At 72.2% G+C, this 18,510-nt stretch carries 15 protein-coding genes and 2 pseudogenes; 5 read left to right on the top strand and 12 right to left on the bottom strand.

The features are described from left to right. Positions 1–138 precede the first annotated feature (138 nt). Both ACFV6X_RS10875 and ACFV6X_RS10880 read left to right on the top strand, forming a co-directional pair. Positions 139–846, top strand: a complete 708-nt coding sequence (locus tag ACFV6X_RS10875) for a hypothetical protein (protein ID WP_385380716.1) — start codon at positions 139–141, stop codon at positions 844–846. Positions 847–884: 38 nt separating this feature from the next. Then, positions 885–1,595: a hypothetical protein gene (locus tag ACFV6X_RS10880; RefSeq protein WP_385380719.1), complete on the top strand. Its 711-nt coding sequence runs from the start codon at positions 885–887 to the stop codon at positions 1,593–1,595. A gap of 58 nt (positions 1,596–1,653) precedes the next feature. On the opposite strand, the gene ACFV6X_RS10885 is transcribed toward ACFV6X_RS10880, so the two are convergent. Next, entirely contained in the window at positions 1,654–3,102 is a 1,449-nt protein-coding gene (locus tag ACFV6X_RS10885) for a glycine hydroxymethyltransferase (protein WP_385380722.1), read from the bottom strand. A 225-nt stretch (positions 3,103–3,327) separates the two neighbouring features. Here ACFV6X_RS10885 and rocD point away from each other — a divergent pair, with 225 nt between their 5' ends. Next, complete coding sequence (gene rocD / locus ACFV6X_RS10890) at positions 3,328–4,548, top strand: ornithine--oxo-acid transaminase (protein WP_385380724.1); 1,221 nt, start codon at positions 3,328–3,330, stop codon at positions 4,546–4,548. Positions 4,549–4,622: 74 nt separating this feature from the next. Here the strand turns inward: rocD and ACFV6X_RS10895 are convergent. Continuing rightward, positions 4,623–4,895 (bottom strand): annotated as a pseudogene (locus tag ACFV6X_RS10895) (hypothetical protein); the annotation flags it as partial. 10 nt (positions 4,896–4,905) lie between these two features. Between ACFV6X_RS10895 and ACFV6X_RS10900 the strand changes: the two are divergent. After that, positions 4,906–5,119, top strand: a pseudogene (locus tag ACFV6X_RS10900) (isocitrate lyase/phosphoenolpyruvate mutase family protein); the annotation flags it as partial. Positions 5,120–5,122: 3 nt separating this feature from the next. Here the strand turns inward: ACFV6X_RS10900 and ACFV6X_RS10905 are convergent. From ACFV6X_RS10905 to ACFV6X_RS10925, 5 genes are all read right to left on the bottom strand, one after another. Continuing rightward, positions 5,123–6,076: an ABC transporter substrate-binding protein gene (locus tag ACFV6X_RS10905; protein WP_385380727.1), complete on the bottom strand. Its 954-nt coding sequence runs from the start codon at positions 6,074–6,076 to the stop codon at positions 5,123–5,125. A 1-nt stretch (position 6,077) separates the two neighbouring features. Further along, positions 6,078–8,012 carry an ABC transporter permease gene (locus ACFV6X_RS10910; protein ID WP_385380730.1) on the bottom strand — a complete coding sequence of 645 codons (1,935 nt, stop codon included), beginning with the start codon at positions 8,010–8,012 and terminating at the stop codon, positions 6,078–6,080. Continuing rightward, entirely contained in the window at positions 8,012–9,118 is a 1,107-nt protein-coding gene (locus tag ACFV6X_RS10915; RefSeq protein WP_385380733.1) for a glycine betaine/L-proline ABC transporter ATP-binding protein, read from the bottom strand. Before ACFV6X_RS10915 ends, ACFV6X_RS10910 begins: the two co-directional genes overlap by 1 nt. After that, positions 9,118–10,647, bottom strand: a complete 1,530-nt coding sequence (locus tag ACFV6X_RS10920) for a GMC family oxidoreductase (protein WP_385380736.1) — start codon at positions 10,645–10,647, stop codon at positions 9,118–9,120. Before ACFV6X_RS10920 ends, ACFV6X_RS10915 begins: the two co-directional genes overlap by 1 nt. A gap of 81 nt (positions 10,648–10,728) precedes the next feature. Beyond that, positions 10,729–12,264, bottom strand: a complete 1,536-nt coding sequence (locus ACFV6X_RS10925) for an aldehyde dehydrogenase family protein (RefSeq protein WP_385380739.1) — start codon at positions 12,262–12,264, stop codon at positions 10,729–10,731. Positions 12,265–12,440: 176 nt separating this feature from the next. On the opposite strand from ACFV6X_RS10925, the gene ACFV6X_RS10930 reads away from it, so the two are divergent. Next, entirely contained in the window at positions 12,441–13,400 is a 960-nt protein-coding gene (locus tag ACFV6X_RS10930) for a GNAT family N-acetyltransferase (protein ID WP_385380742.1), read from the top strand. Here the strand turns inward: ACFV6X_RS10930 and ACFV6X_RS10935 are convergent. From ACFV6X_RS10935 to ACFV6X_RS10955, 5 genes are all read right to left on the bottom strand, one after another. Next, positions 13,345–13,674 carry a hypothetical protein gene (locus ACFV6X_RS10935; protein WP_385380744.1) on the bottom strand — a complete coding sequence of 110 codons (330 nt, stop codon included), beginning with the start codon at positions 13,672–13,674 and terminating at the stop codon, positions 13,345–13,347. The genes ACFV6X_RS10930 and ACFV6X_RS10935 overlap by 56 nt on opposite strands. Positions 13,675–13,822: 148 nt before the next feature. Then, entirely contained in the window at positions 13,823–14,812 is a 990-nt protein-coding gene (locus tag ACFV6X_RS10940) for a malate dehydrogenase (RefSeq protein WP_385380747.1), read from the bottom strand. A gap of 375 nt (positions 14,813–15,187) precedes the next feature. After that, positions 15,188–16,327, bottom strand: coding sequence for a DUF2690 domain-containing protein (locus tag ACFV6X_RS10945; RefSeq protein WP_385380750.1), 1,140 nt, complete (start codon positions 16,325–16,327; stop codon positions 15,188–15,190). A gap of 367 nt (positions 16,328–16,694) precedes the next feature. Continuing rightward, entirely contained in the window at positions 16,695–17,264 is a 570-nt protein-coding gene (locus ACFV6X_RS10950) for a DUF3017 domain-containing protein (RefSeq protein WP_385380943.1), read from the bottom strand. Between the two features lie 256 nt (positions 17,265–17,520). Further along, positions 17,521–18,375, bottom strand: a complete 855-nt coding sequence (locus ACFV6X_RS10955) for a bifunctional methylenetetrahydrofolate dehydrogenase/methenyltetrahydrofolate cyclohydrolase (RefSeq protein ID WP_385380753.1) — start codon at positions 18,373–18,375, stop codon at positions 17,521–17,523. Positions 18,376–18,510 lie beyond the last annotated feature (135 nt).

An 18,510-nucleotide genomic window follows, 5' to 3' on the forward strand; every position in this document is an offset into this window, starting at 1 on the left:
GGGAACCGGCAGGGGTCGGGCGGTGTACCAGAAGTGTCATGCGGCCCGCGGGCGGGCCGCACGGGGATCGCCCGGTTGGGGGTTGGAATGCGCAGTCGCGTGATGTGGTGGAAGGCCAGGTGTCGTGAACTGGCGGTAGTGGCAGGGACGTTGACGGCGACGCTCGTCCTGCTGACAGGGGTCGCTCCGCCGGCGTCGGCGGGCGGGCCGACGAGTGTGCTCGTCGCCTCTCCGGAGAGTGCGCAGGTGGAGGGGCTGTACTACTCGGAGGAGCAGTACGGAGAGCTCCAGCGACTGCTGGAGGAGCACCGCACCGGCTCGGCGGTCAAGCCGCCCGAGGCCGACCTGGCCGGCGGGCGGTTGATCAACGTCACCTGGCTGCTGCACGACGTCACACCCTGGCGGCACGACCAGCTCTACGCCTCCTCGCAGGCGCGGGACATCTGGATACACACGGCGACCAACGTGCCCGAGTCGATGAAGGGCCACTGGCACCGCGCCAAGAATCCCACCCAGCTGCTCGCCCTGCTCAAGGAGCTGGGCGTCATGGGCCCGGCGTCGAACCACGGCTATGCCGGCGTCGCCCCGGAGGACGAGCTGGCGGAGGTACCCCAGGCGGGCGCGGCAGCGGGCACCGGTGCGGGATCTGCCGACGACGCAGCCGTCGAGTCCCCAACCACCGCCGCGGAGCTGGACTCGGACCGGACCACCGGCTGGTGGTGGGCGATACCGGGCGTGGCGGCCGGAGCGGTGCTCGCGCTGGGCCTGCGTCCACTCGCCGCCCGGATTCCGTCGGCCCGGCTGCGCCGGGAGCCCGGACCGAGGCAGGAGCTGCGTGATCTATGAGAAGAAGGCGACATGAGCGAGGGGGGCGAGGCGGACCGATGGTTCACCGCACAAGACGGCGCACGACGACGTGGCTCACGCTCGTGGCGACCGCCGCGCTGGCGGTCACGCTCGGCGGTCTGTCCGCCACGGACGCGGAGGCGCGCACGCCGGGATCCCGGGACGTGCCCGACCTGGCGCTGATCACGGCGAGCGTCTCGGGCCGGACGACGGTGCTGCGCTCGGGCGAGCCGCACTTCGGCCGCTTATGGCAGTTGCTGCAGCCGCTGTACATGGGTACGGAACGGGTGTCGGCGGAATGGACGGAGGGCAGGCATCCGCCGGTGCGGATCACCGTGATGTGGGGCCTGACGGGCGTCGGAGGCTATCCGCAGACGAGCAGTCCTCCGGGCGGCGATGTGGCCATCGAGCGCCAGGACCAGCTGTTCCTCGCCGAGGACGGCACGCCATGGGTGCGCACGGACCCGGCACCGGACGTGGTGGACGACGACATCCGCTGGCACCGGGCACCGCGACCGGTGTTCGAGGGGCTGGACGAGGCGGGCCTGCTGGGCGCGGCCACGAACCGGGCCGGGGACTCGCCCCGGGCGACGGCGGGCACGCTACCGGGCACCTGGTGGGCGCTACCCGGCCTCGCGGCGGGCCTGGCCCTCGGCGTGGGCGGCACGCGCCTGATACGCCGCGCGGCGGCCCAGCCGGGAGCCGGACCGCCGCTAGCGGAACCACGTCAGGAGCTGATCGACCTCTGAGCAGCGGCGGGGCACCGGCAGGGCCCGCAGTGACCGCCGCCCCAGACCGCCGGAGGCATCAGCCGTGGTCGATCTCCGGGTACAGCGGGAAGCCGGCCACGAGGTCGGTGGCGCGGTGGGAGATCTCCTCCGCGACCTTCGGGTCCAGGATGTGCTGGGCCTTGGAGGGCGCGCCCTTGCTGGTGGTGCCGGCCTCGGTGGTGGTCAGCACCCGGTCGATGAGGGCGGCGACCTCGTCCATCTCCGCGGTGCCCAGGCCACGAGTGGTCAGGGCGGGGGTGCCGATGCGGATGCCGGAGGTGTACCAGGCGCCGTTGGGGTCGGCCGGGATGGAGTTGCGGTTGGTGACGATGCCGGACTCGAGGAGGGCGGACTCGGCCTGGCGGCCGGTGAGGCCGTAGGACGAGGCGACGTCGATCAGGTTGAGGTGGTTGTCGGTGCCGCCGGTGACCAGGGTGGCGCCGCGCCGCATCAGGCCCTCGGCGAGGGCGCGGGAGTTGTCGACGATGCGCTGGGCGTAGTCACGGAAGGAGGGCTGACGGGCCTCGGCGAGGGCGACTGCCTTGGCGGCCATGACGTGCGGGAGCGGGCCGCCGAGGACCATCGGGCAACCACGGTCGACCTGTTCCTTGAGGGAGTCGTCGCACAGGACCATGCCGCCGCGCGGGCCGCGCAGCGACTTGTGGGTGGTGGTGGTGACGATCTGGGCGTGCGGAACCGGGTCGAAGTCGCCGGTGAGGACCTTGCCGGCGACGAGACCGGCGAAGTGGGCCATGTCGACCATGAGCGTGGCGCCGACCTCGTCGGCGATCTCGCGCATGATCCGGAAGTTCACGAGACGGGGGTAGGCGGAGTAGCCCGCGACGATGATCAGCGGCTTGAACTCACGGGCCTGGGCGCGCAGGGCGTCGTAGTCGATCAGGCCCGTGGCCGGGTCGGTGCCGTAGGAGCGCTGGTCGAACATCTTGCCGGAGATGTTCGGGCGGAAGCCGTGGGTGAGGTGGCCGCCGGCGTCCAGGGACATGCCGAGCATGCGCTGGTTGCCGAAGGCGCGGCGGAGCTCTGCCCAGTCGGCCTCGGAGAGGTCGTTGACCTGGCGGACGCCGGTCTTCTCCAGGAAGGGGGCCTCGACGCGGTCGGCGAGGACGGCCCAGAAGGCGACGAGGTTGGCGTCGATGCCGGAGTGCGGCTGGACGTAGGCGTGGCGGGCGCCGAAGAGTTCGCGGGCGTGCTCGGCCGCCAGCGACTCGACGGTGTCGACGTTGCGGCAGCCGGCGTAGAAGCGGCGGCCGACGGTGCCCTCGGCGTACTTGTCGCTGAACCAGTTGCCCATGGCCAGGAGCGTGGCCGGCGACGCGTAGTTCTCGGAGGCGATCAGCTTGAGCATCTCGCGCTGGTCGGCCACCTCCTGGCCGATCGCGTCGGCGACGCGTGGCTCGACGGCGCGGATCACATCAAGGGCGGAACGGAACGCGGTGGACTCGGTGGAGAGGGGCTGCTCTGACATCTCGGCCTCCGGGCGGCGTGGCTTACAGCGGTCACGGTTCACGGTTCGGCCCAGGCGCACGGCACTCGCTCACTGCTCCAGGCCGCTCCCCGATGGTCCGTCCCATCCCAGCGCGCCAGTCACGGCCCGCGGCCAGCCTACCGGGCGCGCCGGAAGGGCCAGTTCCCCAGTCCACCATGCGAGCGACGATAAGAAGGGGGTTCAGCCTCATGTTCGGGAGTCGCCGTGAACGCTACGGAAAGCCACATCGCCGGGTCCGAAGCGCACAGCGCGCACACCTACCACCCGCTGCCCGTGGTCGTGGCCACGGCCGACGGGGCGTGGATGACGGATGTGGAGGGCCGGCGCTATCTGGATCTGCTGGCCGGTTACTCGGCGCTCAACTTCGGGCATGGCAACCGGCGGTTGATCGTGGCGGCGAAGGCGCAGCTGGAACGGGTGACGTTGACGTCCCGCGCCTTCCACCACGACCGGTTCGCGGCCTTCTGCACGGAGCTCGCGTCCCTGTGCGGGATGGAGATGGTGCTGCCGATGAACACGGGCGCGGAGGCGGTGGAGGCCGCGGTGAAGACCGCCCGGAAGTGGGGGTACCGGGTCAAGGGCGTGCCCGCGGAGATGGCGAAGATCGTGGTCGCGTCGGGCAACTTCCACGGCCGTACGACGACGATCATCAGCTTCTCCACCGACGTGGAGGCGCGCACGGACTTCGGGCCGTACACGCCGGGCTTCGAGATCGTGCCGTACGGGGACCTGACGGCGATGCGGGCGGCGATGACGGAGAACACGGTCGCCGTGCTGCTGGAGCCGATCCAGGGCGAGTCGGGGGTGATCGTGCCGCCGGCCGGCTATCTGCCGGCGGTGCGGGAGCTGGCCCGGGAGCGGAACACGCTGTTCGTCGCCGACGAGATCCAGTCGGGGCTAGGGCGGACGGGGCGGACGTTCGCGTGCGAGCACGAAGGTGTCGTGCCGGACATGTATGTGCTGGGGAAGGCGCTGGGCGGGGGGATCGTGCCGGTGTCGGCGGTGGTGTCGTCGGCGGAGGTGCTCGGGGTGTTCCGGCCCGGGGAGCACGGGTCGACGTTCGGCGGGAATCCGCTGGCCTGCGCGGTGGCGCTGGAGGTGATCGCGATGCTGCGGTCGGGCGAGTACCAGGCGCGGGCTGCGGATCTCGGCGAGCATCTGCACCGCGAACTGACGGCGCTGACCGGCACCGGGCGGGTGTCGCGGGTGCGGGGGCGCGGGCTCTGGGCCGGTGTGGACATCCATCCGGAGTTCGGCACGGGGCGGGAGGTGTCCGAGAAGCTGATGGACCGGGGTGTGCTGGTGAAGGACACGCACGGTTCGACGATCCGGCTCGCGCCGCCCCTGGTCATCAGCAAGGAGGACCTGGACTGGGGGCTGGCCCAACTGCGTGCCGTGCTCGGTGTGGAGGGGCCTGACGCGTAGGCCGGCGACGTGCGGCGCTCCGATGCGGAGTGTTCCGGCCTGCGGGGCTCCGGCTGGAGAGTCACGTGCGGCAGGAAGCGGGCGTACTCGTCCGTGATCAGGCCGAAGGACTCGCGGATGCCGACGTCCGCCGACTCGTTCTCGACGACCCAGACGCCCAGGTCGAACGGGAGAGGGATGGTGCGCAGGCCGGCGCGTTCCACGAGCCTCCAGTGCGCGTCGAGGCCGTAGGACTCCACGGCGAGGGCGGGCAGGCCGCGGGTGTGGAGGACCTCGGCGAGGAGGCGCAGGCCCTGGGCGAAGCCGGCGCACACGAGGATGCCGAGAGTGGCCTGAGTTTTCGCCATGGAAATGGATCCGATCGGTGCGCCGCCCGAGGTACTGCCGCTGCTGCGGGCCGGGATCGAGGGACCGATCGACGCGTTCGCCCCGGTGGACGACGCGGCGGGCCCCTCGCTCGCCGAGCTGGGCGAAGCGAGGGGGCACCCGGATCACCTTCGGGCCGGGTCTCCGGCGCCGGGCCACCGAGGCGCTGCGAAGAATCTCGGCCGGGCTCGTCGAACGGCCGTGACCGTCAGGACAGCCACTTCTTCCAGGTGGACTCGTGGCTGTCCACCCACTTCTTGGCCGCCTCCTCGGGGCTGAGCTTCTGCTCGGCGATCATCAGGGAGACCTCGTTCTGGTCCTCGGTCGTCCAGTTGAACTTCTTCAGGAACCGAGCCGCCGCCCCGCCGTCCTTCGCGAAGTCGGCGTTCAGGTACTTCTGCAGCGGTGTGTGCGGATAGGCGCAGGCGACCTTCGCCGGGTCCGCGTCGCAGCCCTCCTTGTAGGCGGGCAGCGTCACCTCGGTCATCGGGACCTTCTCGAAGAGCCACTGCGGTGAGTACCAGTAGGTCAGGAAGGGCTTCTTCTCCTTGGCGAACTGCTTGATCTGCGTGATCTGCGCGGCCTCGGAACCGGCGAACACCACCTGGTAGTCCAGGTCCAGGTTCTGCACCAGGGCCTTGTCGTTGGTGACGTAGGACGGCGAGCCGTCCATCAGCTGGCCCTTGCCGCCGCTCTCCGGGGTGCGGAGCTGGTCGGCGTACTTGTTCAGGTTCTTCCAGTCGGTGACGTCGGGGTGCTGCTTCGCGAAGTAGGTCGGGACGTACCAGCCGATGTGCCCGGTCACCCCGAGGTCGCCGGCGCCCACGATCGTCTTCTTGTCCTTGACGTACCGCTGCTCCTCCTCGGGGTGTCCCCAGTCCTCCAGGAGCGCGTCGACGCGGCCCTGGCTGAGGGCGTCCCAGGCGGGGACCTCGTCGATCTGGACGGTGTCGACGCGGTAGCCGAGTTCGTGTTCGAGCAGGTACTGGGCGACGGCGACGTTCGACTGCGCGCCCACCCACGACTGCACGGACAGGGTCAGGCTCTTGGTCCCCTGCGCGCCCGCGAACGGCGAGGCCTGCTGGGTCATGTCGGCGGCACCGCAGCCGGTGGTCAGGGCGAGCAGCCCCGCCACCGCGACGACGCTCGTACGCGTACGCATCTCAGGCTCCCTTCTTCGCACGGCGTTCGGTCGGCTGTGTCACCCGGTCGAGCATCAGGCCGAGGCAGACGATCGCGCCGCCGGCCACCAGACCGGTCGCGAGGTCGCCCTGTGCGAGGCCGAAGACGACGTCGTAGCCGAGGGCGCCGCCGCCGACCAGGCCGCCGATGATGACGACGGCGAGGACGAGCACGACGCCCTGGTTGAGCGCCAGCAGCAGCGCCGGGCGGGCGAGCGGGAGCTGGACCTGGCGGAGCTGCTGTCCGCTGGTCGCGCCGAGCGAGCGGGCCGATTCCAGCGCGGCGGGGTCGACCTGCCGCAGGCCCTGGGCGGTGATGCGCACGACGGCGGGCAGCGCGTAGACGACGGCCGCGGCCACCGCCGGGGCACGGCCGACGCCGAACAGGGCGACGACCGGGATCAGGTACACGAACTGCGGCATCGTCTGGAAGACGTCCAGGACGGGCCGCAGGGCGCGCTCGAAGCGTTCGCTGCGGGCGGCCGCGACACCGGTCGCGAAGCCCAGGACGAGGGTGACGGCGACGGCGGCGAGGACCTGGGAGAGGGTGTCCAGGGACGGCTCCCAGACACCGAGCACGCCGATCGCGGCCATGGCGAGGACGGCGGTCAGCGCGGTGCGCCAGGTGCCGATCAGCCAGGCCAGGGCGGCCACGACGAGCAGCACCGACCACCACGGCAGCCATTGCAGGCCGTCGCGCAGCGGGTCCAGCACCCAGGTGGTGAAGTGGCCGGCCCAGTCGGCGGTGCCCCCGATGACCGGGACACCCGAGTACAGATGGGCGGTCATCCAGTCGACGGCGCGGTTGACCGGCTCGGCGACGTTCAGGGTCCAGGCCTCGGGCCAGTCGGCACGGCCCAGCAGGCGTGCGGCGACCACGACGGCCACGGCGGCGGCCAGCACGTACGGCCATCCGGCGCGCGGGCGTTCGCCGGTGCCGCTGCCCGCGGCCGCGGTGACGCGGTCCAGCACGACGGCCAGGAGCACGATCGGGATGCCCGCGGCGAGGGCCGCGCCGACGTCGACCGAGGCCAGCGCCTGGTAGACGCGGTCGCCGAGGCCGCCGGCGCCGATCACGGAGGCGATGACCGCCATGGACAGCGCCATCATGATCGTCTGGTTGAGGCCGAGCAGAAGTTCCTTGCGGGCGAGCGGGATACGGGCGGTCAGCAGGCGCTGGCGCGAGGTGGCGCCGAGCGACTCGACCGCCTCCAGGACGCCCTTGTCGGCGCCGCGCAGGCCGAGGGCGGTGAGGCGGGCCATGGGCGGGGCGGCGTAGACGACGGTGGCCAGGACGGCGGCGGGGACACCGATGCCGAAGACCAGGACGACGGGGAGCAGGTAGGCGAACGCCGGGAGCACCTGCATGGTGTCCAGCAGCGGGCGCAGCGCGCGGTCCATACGGTCGGACAGTCCGGCGGCGAGGCCGAGCAGGGCGCCGACGAGGACGGACGCCAGCACCGCGACGACCATCAGGGCCAGCGTCTGCATGGTCGGCACCCACATGCCGAGCAGGCCGCAGGCCAGGAACGCGGCGGCGGTTCCGAGCGCGAGCCGCACACCCGCGACGCGCCAGGCCAGGAAGGCACCGAGCGCGGTGACGCCCACCCAGCCGATGGCGAGCAGGCCGAGGTAGACGGCGCGCACGGACAGGACGACCGCGTTGCTGATGTGGCCGAAGAAGTAGAGGAACAGGGGGTGGCTGTCGCGGTTGTCGATGATCCAGTCACTGACGCCCGTCAGCGGCTGGGTCAGGTCGACGGTGAGCGCGTCCGGCCAGCTCCCGCTCGCCCAGCGGGCGTCGGCCAGCGGTACGAGGATCGCGGCGGCCAGGGCCAGCAGGGCGAGCTTGACGATGACGCGGTTCTTCAGCAGGGCGGGTACGGCACGGGGGGCCGAGGCGGTGACGGTGGCCATCAAGCCACCTCCTTGCTCGGCCCCGGGACCGTACGCGGCTCCGTGCCGGCCACCACGCCCAGCAGCCGCTCGTGGTCGACGACCCCCAGGCAACGGCCCTGGTCCACCACGCGGACCGGTCCGCCGCTGCGCACGACCGCCTCGATGGCCTCGGACACTGTCGCCGCCGGAGCCACCGCCGGTCCGGCCCCCGCCTCCTCCGCGGACGCGGGCCGCATGGCGGTGCGGACGGTCATGACCTGTTCGCGGGGCACGTCGCGGACGAACTCGCGGACGTAGTCGTCCGCAGGCGAGCCGACGATCTCCTCGGGGGTGCCGAGCTGGACGATCCGGCCGTCGCGCATCAACGCGATCCGGTCGCCGAGCTTGAGCGCCTCGCTCAGGTCGTGGGTGATGAAGACCATCGTGCGGCCCTCGTCGCGATGCAGCCGGACGACCTCCTCCTGCATCTCCCGCCGGATGAGCGGGTCGAGGGCGCTGAACGGCTCGTCGAAGAGCAGCACCTCCGGGTCGACGGCCAGCGCACGCGCGAGGCCGACCCGCTGCTGCTGGCCGCCCGACAGCTGGCCGGGCCTGCGCTGCTCCATGCCGGCGAGGCCCACCTTGGCGACGACCTCGGCCGCCTTCTCGCGCCGCTCCGCCTTGCCCATGCCCTGGATCTCCAGGCCGTAGGCCACGTTGTCGAGGACGGTGCGGTGCGGGAGCAGGCCGAAGTGCTGGAAGACCATCGCGGCGCGGTGCCGGCGCAGTTCGCGCAGCCTGGCCTTGTCCATGGCGCGGACGTCCTCGCCATCGATGGCGATGGTCCCGGCCGTCGGTTCGATCAGCCGGGTCAGACAGCGCACCAGGGTGGACTTGCCCGAGCCGGACAGGCCCATGACGACGAAGACCTCGCCCTTGCGCACGTCGAAGGAGACGTCCCGGACGGCGGTCGTGCAGCCGGTGCGGGCGCGCAGCTCGTCGGCGGGCAGGGCGGTCAGCTCGGGGTCGGCGGGCACCCGGTCGGCCTTCGGTCCGAAGACCTTCCACAGCCCGTCGACGGAGAACACGGGGGCGCTGCCCTCAGCGGTGCCGACGGCGGCGTCGCGCACAGTGGCGTCACTCATCACGCACCCCCACCGATCAGCTCGACGGCCCGTTCCCCGACCATCAGCACCCCGATCATCGGATTCACGGCGGTCATCGTCGGGAACACGGAAGCGTCGGCGATCCGGACGCCGTCCAGTCCCCGGATCCGCAGCTCCGGGTCCACCACGGCCAGTTCGTCGGTGGCGGCGCCCATCCGGCAGGTCCCCGCCGGGTGGTACACGGTGTGCGCGACCTTGCGGGCGTACTCGCCGAGCTCCTCGTCGCTCGTGATGTCCGGGCCGGGGCACACCTCACGCTTCAGCCAGCCCGCCAGCGGCTCCGTCCTCGCGATCTCGCGGGCTATGCGGATGCCGTCGACGAGGGTACGGCCGTCGTAGTCGTCCTCGTCGGTGAAGTAGCGGAAGTCGAGCGCGGGCTTCTCGGAGGGATCGGCGCTCTTCAGGTACAGCCGCCCCCGGCTCTTCGGCTTGGGGATGTTCGGGGTCATCGAGACGCCGTGCCGCGGGCGTTCGTAGCCCAGGCGCTCCGGGTTGTCCGTGAAGGGGATCTGGTAGAAGTGGAACATCAGGTCGGGGCCCGCGTGTTCGGGGTCCCGGCGCACGAACAGGCCCGCGTCGGAGTCCATCGCGGAGTTCTCCGGGATCGGTCCGTCGGTCTCCCAGACGATCACCGACTCGGGGTGGTCGAGGAGGTTCTCGCCGACGCCGGGCAGATCGAGCGCCACGGGTATGCCGAGCGCCTCCAGGTCGGCCTTCGGGCCGATGCCGGAGTGCAGCAGCAGCCGGGGCGAGTCGACCGCGCCCGCGCACAGCACGACCTCGTTGCGGGCGCGTACGAGGATCTCCTCGCCGTCCTTGGTACGGACATGGACGCCCTCGGCGCGGGTGCCGTCCAGCTCCAGCTTGTACGCCCAGGTCTCCAGCAGGATCGTCAGGTTGGGCCGCTCGTCCATCACCGGGTGGAGGTACGCCACGGAAGCCGAGGACCGCTTGTTGTTCTCGGGGTGGTAGGCGAGGTCGAAGAAGCCGACGCCGTCGGTGAACGGCTTCTTGTTGAAGCCCTCGACGCGGGGCACGCCCAGCGTGGTCCGCGCGGCGTCGACGAAGTCGCGGGCGATGGCGTTCCGGTCCTTCTCGTCGACCGGGACGATGTTGTTCCGGAGCCGGGCGTAGTACGCCTCCATCTGCACGGCGCCCCAGCCCTCGGCGCCGGCCGCCTCCCACTCGTCCCAGTCGGACGGCAGCGGCTTGAAGGCGATGAGGGTGTTGTGGGAGGAGCAGCCGCCGAGGACGCGGGCGCGGCTGTGCCGGATGTGGGAGTTGCCGCGTGGCTGCTCGGTGGTGGGGTAGTCGTAGTCGAGTTCGCCGCCGAGCAGGCCCATCCAGCGGCGGAGGGTGAGGACGTCCTCGCGGTCGACGTCGCTCGGGCCGCCTTCGATGACGGCGACGGTGACGTCAGGGTTCTCGGTGAGGCGGGAGGCGATGACGGAGCCGGCGGTCCCGCCGCCGATGACGACGTAGTCGTATATCTGGGTGTTCTCGGGCATGGGGTCCTACTCCGGTGTTCCAGTGGGGGGTGGGGACGGGGGGCGGGCCGGGCCCGCGAACCGGTGGGGCCTTGCGCGGACTCAGCCCGCGAACCAGCGCACCGGCTTCGGCGCGAGGTTCTGGTAGATGTGCTTGGTCTCGCGGTACTCGGCGAGCCCGGCGGGCCCGAGTTCGCGGCCGACGCCGCTCTTGCCGAAGCCGCCCCACTCCGCCTGCGGGAGGTAGGGGTGGAAGTCGTTGATCCAGACGGTGCCGTGCCGCAGCCGCCCCGCGACCCGGCGGGCCCGCCCCGCGTCGGCGGTCCAGACTGCGCCGGCCAGCCCGTACTCGGTGTCGTTGGCGAGCGCGACGGCCTCGTCCTCGGTGCGGAAGGTCTCCACCGTCAGGACGGGGCCGAAGACCTCCTCGCGGACGACCTTCATCTCGCGGTGGCACTGGTCGAGCACGGTCGGCTCGTAGAAGTAGCCGGTGGCGGGCCGGGACGCGGTGGGCTCCGGACGCTTGCCGCCGTAGCGCAGCACCGCGCCCTCCGCCAGCGCGGAGGCGACGTACGACTCCACCTTGGCGCGCTGCTGCTCGGAGACGAGGGGGCCGCACTCGACGCCGGAGCCGGTGCCGCGGCCGAGCCGGATCTTCGTGGCGCGGTGGGCGAGTTCGGCGACGAAGCGCTCCCTGACCGACTCCTCGATGATCAGGCGCGCGCCCGCGGAGCAGACCTGGCCGCTGTGGATGAAGGCGGCGTTGAGGGCCTGGTCGACGGCGGTGTCGAAGGCCTCGTCGGTGGCGCAGGCGTCGGCGAAGACGACGTTGGGGTTCTTGCCGCCGAGCTCGAGGGCGACCTTCTTGACGGTGGGCGCGGCGGCCGCGGCGACCTTCGTGCCGCTGACCAGGCCGCCGGTGAAGGAGACCAGGTCGACGTCGGGGTGCTCGGCGAGGCGGGCGCCGACGGTGTGACCGGGGCCGGTGACGATGTTCGCGACTCCGGCGGGCAGCCCGGCCTCCGCGAGCAGGTCGATCAGGGCGATGGTCGTCATCGGCGTGATCTCGCTCGGCTTGACCACGAAGGTGTTGCCGGCCGCGAGCGCGGGCGCGATCTTCCAGCTGGCCTGGAGCAGCGGGTAGTTCCAGGGCGTGATCAGCGCGCAGACGCCGACCGGTTCGTGCACGACGACGCTGTGGATGTCGGACGAGCCCGCGTCGACGACCCGGCCGGCCCCTTCGCCGGCCACCAGGTCGGCGAAGTAGCGGAAGGCGTCGGCCACGCAGTCGATGTCGACCCGGCCCTCCTCGGCGGTCTTGCCGGCGTCCCGGCTCTCCAGCAGGCCGAGCTCCTCACGGTCGCGGACCAGCAGGTCGGCGACGCGGCGCAGCACGGCGGCGCGCGCGGCGACGGGGGTGCGCGGCCACTCGCCCCGACCGCCTTCGAAGGCGTCCCGCGCGGCCGCGACGGCCAGGTCCGTGTCCTTCTCGTCCCCCTCGGCGACCACGGCGAACGGCAGGGCGTCCACGGGGTCGAGGATCTCGCGCGTGGCACCGGAGGCGGCGGGCCGCCACTGTCCTGCCACGTGGATCGTGTCGCGCGCCTGAGGCACCTGGTTTTCCGCTCTGTCCGACATGCTCGGTCTTGCCTTCCGTTCCTGTTCAGGAGTGTGAGCGCCTGCCCGTACCCCTTTCAGGCATGCGCAATCGACGGCCGAAAGTGTGCTGCGTCACTGGCAATCCAGACATAAGGCAAGAAACCAATACGCCGAATCCATGGACCTGTCCGCGACCTTTGACTAAAGTCAAACGAATGGAGGCAGTGTCAGAGCACGTCGCGGCCTTCCGCCGCTTCAACCGCTACTTCACCCGCCGCATCGGCGCCCTCGACGACCACTACCTGGGCCAGAACCGTCCCCTGGGCGAGGCCCGCCTGCTCTTCGAGATCGGCGACGGCGTCCCGCTGCGCGAGCTGCGCGCCCGGCTCGGCCTGGACGCCGGCTATCTGAGCCGGATGGCGAAGGCGCTGCAGGCACAGGGCATGGTCCGGCTGAGCGTCCACCCCGGCGACAACCGGCTGCGCATGATCGAGCTCACCCCGGCCGGCCGCGTCGAGGTCGAGGAGCAGAACCGCCGGGCCGACGCCCTGGTCCGCGGCATGCTCGACGGCCTCACCCCCGCCCAGCGCGCCCGCCTGACGGAGGCGATGACCAGCACGGAACGGCTGCTGCGCCTGGCCGGCATCACCGTCGAACGCGTCGACGGCGCGGGCCCGGACGCCCGCGCCACCCTCGCCGCCTACGCCGCCGAACTGGACGAACGGTTCCCCGAGGGCTTCGACGCCACCGATCTCGTACGCCCGCAGGAGGTGTCCGGCGACGCGGGGGCCTTCTTCGTGGCGTACGAGGACGGCCGCCCGGTCGGCTGCGGCGGGCTGCGCCGGCTGGCGCCCGGCGTGGGCGAGATCAAGCACGTGTGGGTGCACCGGGACGCCCGGCGCCTCGGGCTGGCCCGCCGGATCCTGGCGGAGCTGGAGCGCGAGGCGGTCGCGCGCGGCTTCGACGCGGTACGGCTGGACACGCACTCGGTGCTCACCGAGGCACAGGCGATGTACCGGGCGGCCGGCTACACGGAGATCCCCGCGTACGCCGAGCATGTCTACGCCGGTCACTGGTTCGAGAGACGGCTGCGCCGGACCGGCCGGCCCCCGGCGGGGCCTACGCGCCCTTCGCCACCGCCGACTTGGCCAGCTGCACGGCGCTCAGGAGGCTGAGACCGGGGGCCGCCGCACGCAGGTGCTTGATGGCCGCGATCGAGTCGGCGGGGCCCTCGTACCCGACGGCGGCCAGCCGCTCGCGCACCCAGCGGGCGCGTACGTCGGTGTCGGTGGCCGCGGCCGCCTGCTCGGCCAGCGCCACCGCCCGTTCCAGGCCCGGCCGTTCCTCCGGCCCCGCCTCGGCCAGGGCGCGGCGCAGTGCCGCCACGGCGACCTCGGCGTCGCGCACGAAGAGGATCTCGGCTTCCGGGTGCCTGCCACGTCCGAACATCCGGCCATCCTTGCCGCTGATCCGCCTGCCCCCAGGCAGTTGAGCAGCTTCTGAGCCTCGTGCACCACGACGCCGGGCGCGGCGGGAAAGCGAGGACCCCCGGTCCGTGGCGGCGGACCGGGGGTCGTACGGCTGGTGACGCCGCAGGTCAGATGAGGCCGAGGCCGCGGACCGCCGCGCGCTCCTCCTCCAGCTCCTTGACGGAGGCGTCGATGCGGGCGCGCGAGAACTCGTTGACGTCCAGGCCCTGGACGATCTCGTACTTGCCGTCCTTGCAGGTGACCGGGAAGGAGGAGATCAGGCCCTCGGGGACGCCGTAGGAGCCGTCCGACGGGATGCCCATGGAGACCCAGTCGCCCTCGGGCGTGCCGTTGACCCACGAGTGGACGTGGTCGATGGCGGCGTTGGCGGCGGACGCGGCCGAGGAGGCGCCACGGGCCTCGATGATGGCGGCCCCGCGCTTGGCGACGGTCGGGATGAAGTCCTCGGTCAGCCACTTCTCGTCGTTCACGACCTCGGCGGCGTTCTTGCCGGCGACCGTGGCGTGGAAGATGTCGGGGTACTGCGTGGCGGAGTGGTTGCCCCAGATCGTCAGCTTCTTGATCTCGGAGACCGGCGTGCCCGTCTTCTTCGCCAGCTGGGTCAGCGCGCGGTTGTGGTCCAGGCGGGTCATCGCGGTGAAGCGCTCCGCCGGTACGTCCGGGGCGGCGGCCTGCGCGATGAGGGCGTTGGTGTTGGCCGGGTTGCCCACGACCAGGACCTTGATGTCGTCGGCGGCGTGCGCGTTGATGGCCTGGCCCTGCGGCTTGAAGATGCCGCCGTTGGCCTCCAGGAGGTCGCCGCGCTCCATGCCCTTGGTGCGCGGGCGGGCGCCCACGAGGAGGGCGACGTTGGCGCCGTCGAACGCCACGTTCGGGTCGTCGCTGATCTCGATGCCCTGAAGGAGCGGGAACGCGCAGTCGTCCAGCTCCATCGCGGTGCCCTCGGCGGCCTTGAGCGCCGGGGTGATCTCGAGGAGGCGGAGCTTGACCGGCACGTCCGCGCCGAGCAGCTGGCCGGAGGCGATGCGGAAGAGCAGGGCGTAACCGATCTGGCCGGCCGCGCCGGTGACGGTGACGTTCACGGGAGTGCGGGTCATGGCGTTCTCCGTATGACAGCTGGCGGTGGGGCGTCCCTGCCCCGGCTTTTTTGATCGATCTCTTGGCGTCAAGAGAGATCCAGCGGTCAGGCTATCGCGCCTCCGGTACCCCGGACGTCCGGGTCGGTGTGGCCCGGCCCACAGAGCCCGCGAAAGACCCGCGGTCCGACGGAAGAACGGCGGCCGCCCGTCCGGGAGAGGAGAGACGGGGCGACCGCCGGGTGGGGGTACCGTTGCCGGACTCCCGTGGGGGTATTAGTGCGCGTGCCCGGGATCGGGGACGGCATGCGTGCGGCCGGCGTTCTTTTTCACGGCACCCTTCACGGCATCTTCCACGGCACTTTCACGCCGTTCCTGCCGATGCTGCCGCTCCTGCTACGGCGTGCAGCCCCGCTCCCCCGACGCGAGCGTCGCGCACGCCGTGGCCTCCCCCGCGTCCTTCACCGCGATCATCGGGGTGTACGCGACGGTGTCGCCGACGGCCGTGATGGAGCCGTTCTGCCGGGTGCTGCCCACGGTCACCTGGACCTCGTCGCCCCGCACGGCCTGCGTGACACGGCCCCACGCCGCACCGCAGGTCTCGCTGTAGCGGACCTCGACGACGGTGGCGCCGACCCTCGCCGAGCGGGCGGTGGTGACCAGGTCGCCACTGCACCCCATGGTCTCCGCGTCCTTGCCGGTGCAGCTGTCGCCGCCGCACTTCACGCCGGGAGGCAGGTCGACATCGGCGCTGACGGACGGGGACGGCGAGGCGCCCGTGGTGTCCGTCCTGTCGGCGCCGTCACCGGTGACGTAGTACACGGCACCGGCGGCGACGACCACGACGGCGGCACCGGCGAGGAACATCGCGAGCCGCCGCCTGCCCGCACCGCCCGAGGGGGCGTCCCGCGGGGCCGGCGTCGGCGCGCCGGAGCCCGGTGCCCGCCCGGCCGACGCCGGGGCGACCCCCGTACCGGCGCCGGCCCGGCCGCCCGCGCGGGGTGGTCCGCTGGATCCCGCGATCCCCCAGGAGTTGACGCCCGGCCGGGACCCGGCGTCGCGGGCGTCGGCGTCGGGCGCCGTCGGCTGGGCGGGCACCGTCGGGGCGACGCCCGCCGGGCCCGCGATGCCCGGTGTCGCCGTCGCGCCGGCGCCCCTGCGGGCCGTCCTGCCCCGGGCGGCGCCCGGGGGCGCGCCGAACTCGCCGAGCGCCGCGCGCGCCTGCGAGATCCGGATCGCCTCCATGGTCATGTCGTGGCGCATCTCCGAACGGCTCCAGGCTCGTTCGGCGAGCTCCCACATGGTGGTCAGATGGATCGGGTCGGTGCCGGTGACCTCGGCCAGCGCGACGATCGCGCCCTTGGGGGCGAGCAGCCGGCCGTTGAGATAGCGCTCCCAGGACGTCTTGCTGTATCCGGTGCGGTCGGACAGCGCGGAGACGCTCAGGCCGCTGCGGTCCACGAGCCGCCGCAACTGCCCGGCGAATTCCCTGATCTGCGGATCGAGTTCCTCCGGCAAGGCCTTCCAACGAGGCATCGCTTCCCCCTGCTTCCCCCAGAGTGTGCCGCTGCACGCGCGGGACGTCCCGGACATCCCCGATTGGGCAGATTAGCCCCGCTGTGCAGTGCCTTGGACCGGCTTCCCCGAAGCTGTCAATACATCGACACAACGGGCACACACCGGTGACCTCCGATGTCTCAGCGGTACGCAACGCACCCAGACGCCACCGGCCCTCGGTTGTCGCGGAGCGCGGACACCGTAGCGGAACGGTCACTTCCGTGCCACAGCGCGCGGACAGCCGTTGAACAGGCCGTTCGTCGTGCGGGAGTTTGGGTGCGGCGGCGGCCCGTCCTGCCTCGGGGGAGGGGATGGGCCGCCGTTCCGTACGGGCGACCGGGCGCGGCTAGCTGCGCACGGTGAAGTGGAGGGTGTCCTTGAGGAACGGGACCTCCAGCCAGGGGTTCGGCTGGGCCATCAGCGCCAGCAGGACGATCGCCAGGCCGAGGACGCCGTAGGTGGCGATGTCCGTGAACCGGGAGCGCACGGCGAGCATGCCGACGCCGGGCAGCACCCAGCGCATCACGGCACCGCCGACCAGCGCGACGCCGACCAGCATGGTGCCGATCCGGAACGCGTCGAACGCCGTCAGCAGCAGGCCGAGGCCGACGAGCCCCAGCACGGCGAGCATCGGCCACTGCCGGGCCGGCGCGGGCGCGTCCCCGCCCGCCGCCCGGCCGCCGCCCTCGGGCCGCGCGGTGTCCTTCGTGAACAGGGGGAAGCGGCGGGTGGCCCGCCGGGGCTTCCCGTCCTCGTCCACGACGCTGATCGCGTCCCGGACGACGAGCTCGGCGTCCTCGACGACCCCGTCGGCGCCCGCACCGTCCGGGCCCGGCGCGGAGCCGTTCCGGGACACGCCGTTCGGCGATCCGTCCTCCAGCGCCACACCGCCGTGCGGCACGCCGCCCTGCGACATGCCGCTCCGCGCCGGGCCGGCGCTCCGGGTGGCGGCGACGGCCTCCTGCGCCGCGAGACCGTCGGGCGCGGCCGCACCGTCAGGCGTCACGGCACCGTTGGAGGACGCGGCACCGCTGTGCGCCGCGGCACCGTTACGCGCTGCGGCACCCTTGGGCGCTGCGGCACCGTCAGGCGCTACGGCACCGTTGGAGGACGCGGCACCGTCTGGCGCCGCGGTCTCTTGCTTCTCGGTGGTCCCGTTCTCCTCGGGCGGCTCAGCCGGCACTGCGCTCCGCCGCCTCGACCACGTTGACGAGCAGCTGGGCCCGGGTCATGGGACCGACGCCGCCGGGGTTCGGGGAGATCCAGCCGGCGACCTCCGCGACGCCGGGGTGGACATCGCCGACGATCTTGCCCTCGGCGCTGCGCGAGACGCCGACGTCGAGGACGGCCGCGCCCGGCTTGACGTCCTCGGGCCGGACGAGGTGAGCGGACCCGGCGGCGGCGACGATGATGTCGGCGCGCTTCAGGTGGGCGGACAGATCACGCGTGCCGGTGTGGCACTGCGTCACCGTCGCGTTCTCGCTGCGCCGGGTGAGCAGCAGCGGCATCGGCCGGCCGATGGTCACGCCCCGGCCGACGACCACGACCTCCGCGCCCTTGATCTCCACGCCGTAGCGGCGCAGCAGCGTCAGCACGCCGTTGGGGGTGCAGGGCAGCGGCGCGGGCTCGTTCAGGACCAGCCGGCCCAGGTTCATGGGGTGCAGCCCGTCCGCGTCCTTGTCCGGGTCCATGAGCTCGAGGATGCGGTTCTCGTCGATGCCCTTGGGGAGCGGCAGCTGCACGATGTAACCGGTGCACGCCGGGTCCTCGTTGAGTTCCCGTACGACCGCCTCGATCTCCTCCTGCGTCGCCGTGGCCGGCAGCTCGCGCTGGATGGAGGCGATGCCGACCTGCGCGCAGTCACGGTGCTTGCCGGCGACGTACTTCTGGCTGCCGGGGTCGTCCCCGACCAGGATCGTGCCGAGGCCGGGCGTGACGCCCTTCTCCTTCAGCGCCGCCACGCGGGCGGTCAGATCGGACTTGATCGCGGCTGCGGTGGCCTTGCCATCGAGAATCTGGGCGGTCATGGACCCATCCTCCCGGATGACCGCCTCCCGGTTCCAATCCGGGTCGCGAGGGGCCCGGTCCCGGCGTATCCACCCATGATCGGTGATGTTGCACTTGCACAACTCATAGGGAATGCGGCTGGACAAGCAACCCAT

This window comes from Streptomyces sp. NPDC059861 (assembly GCF_042731435.1).
Classification (GTDB): Bacteria; Actinomycetota; Actinomycetes; order Streptomycetales; family Streptomycetaceae; genus Streptomyces.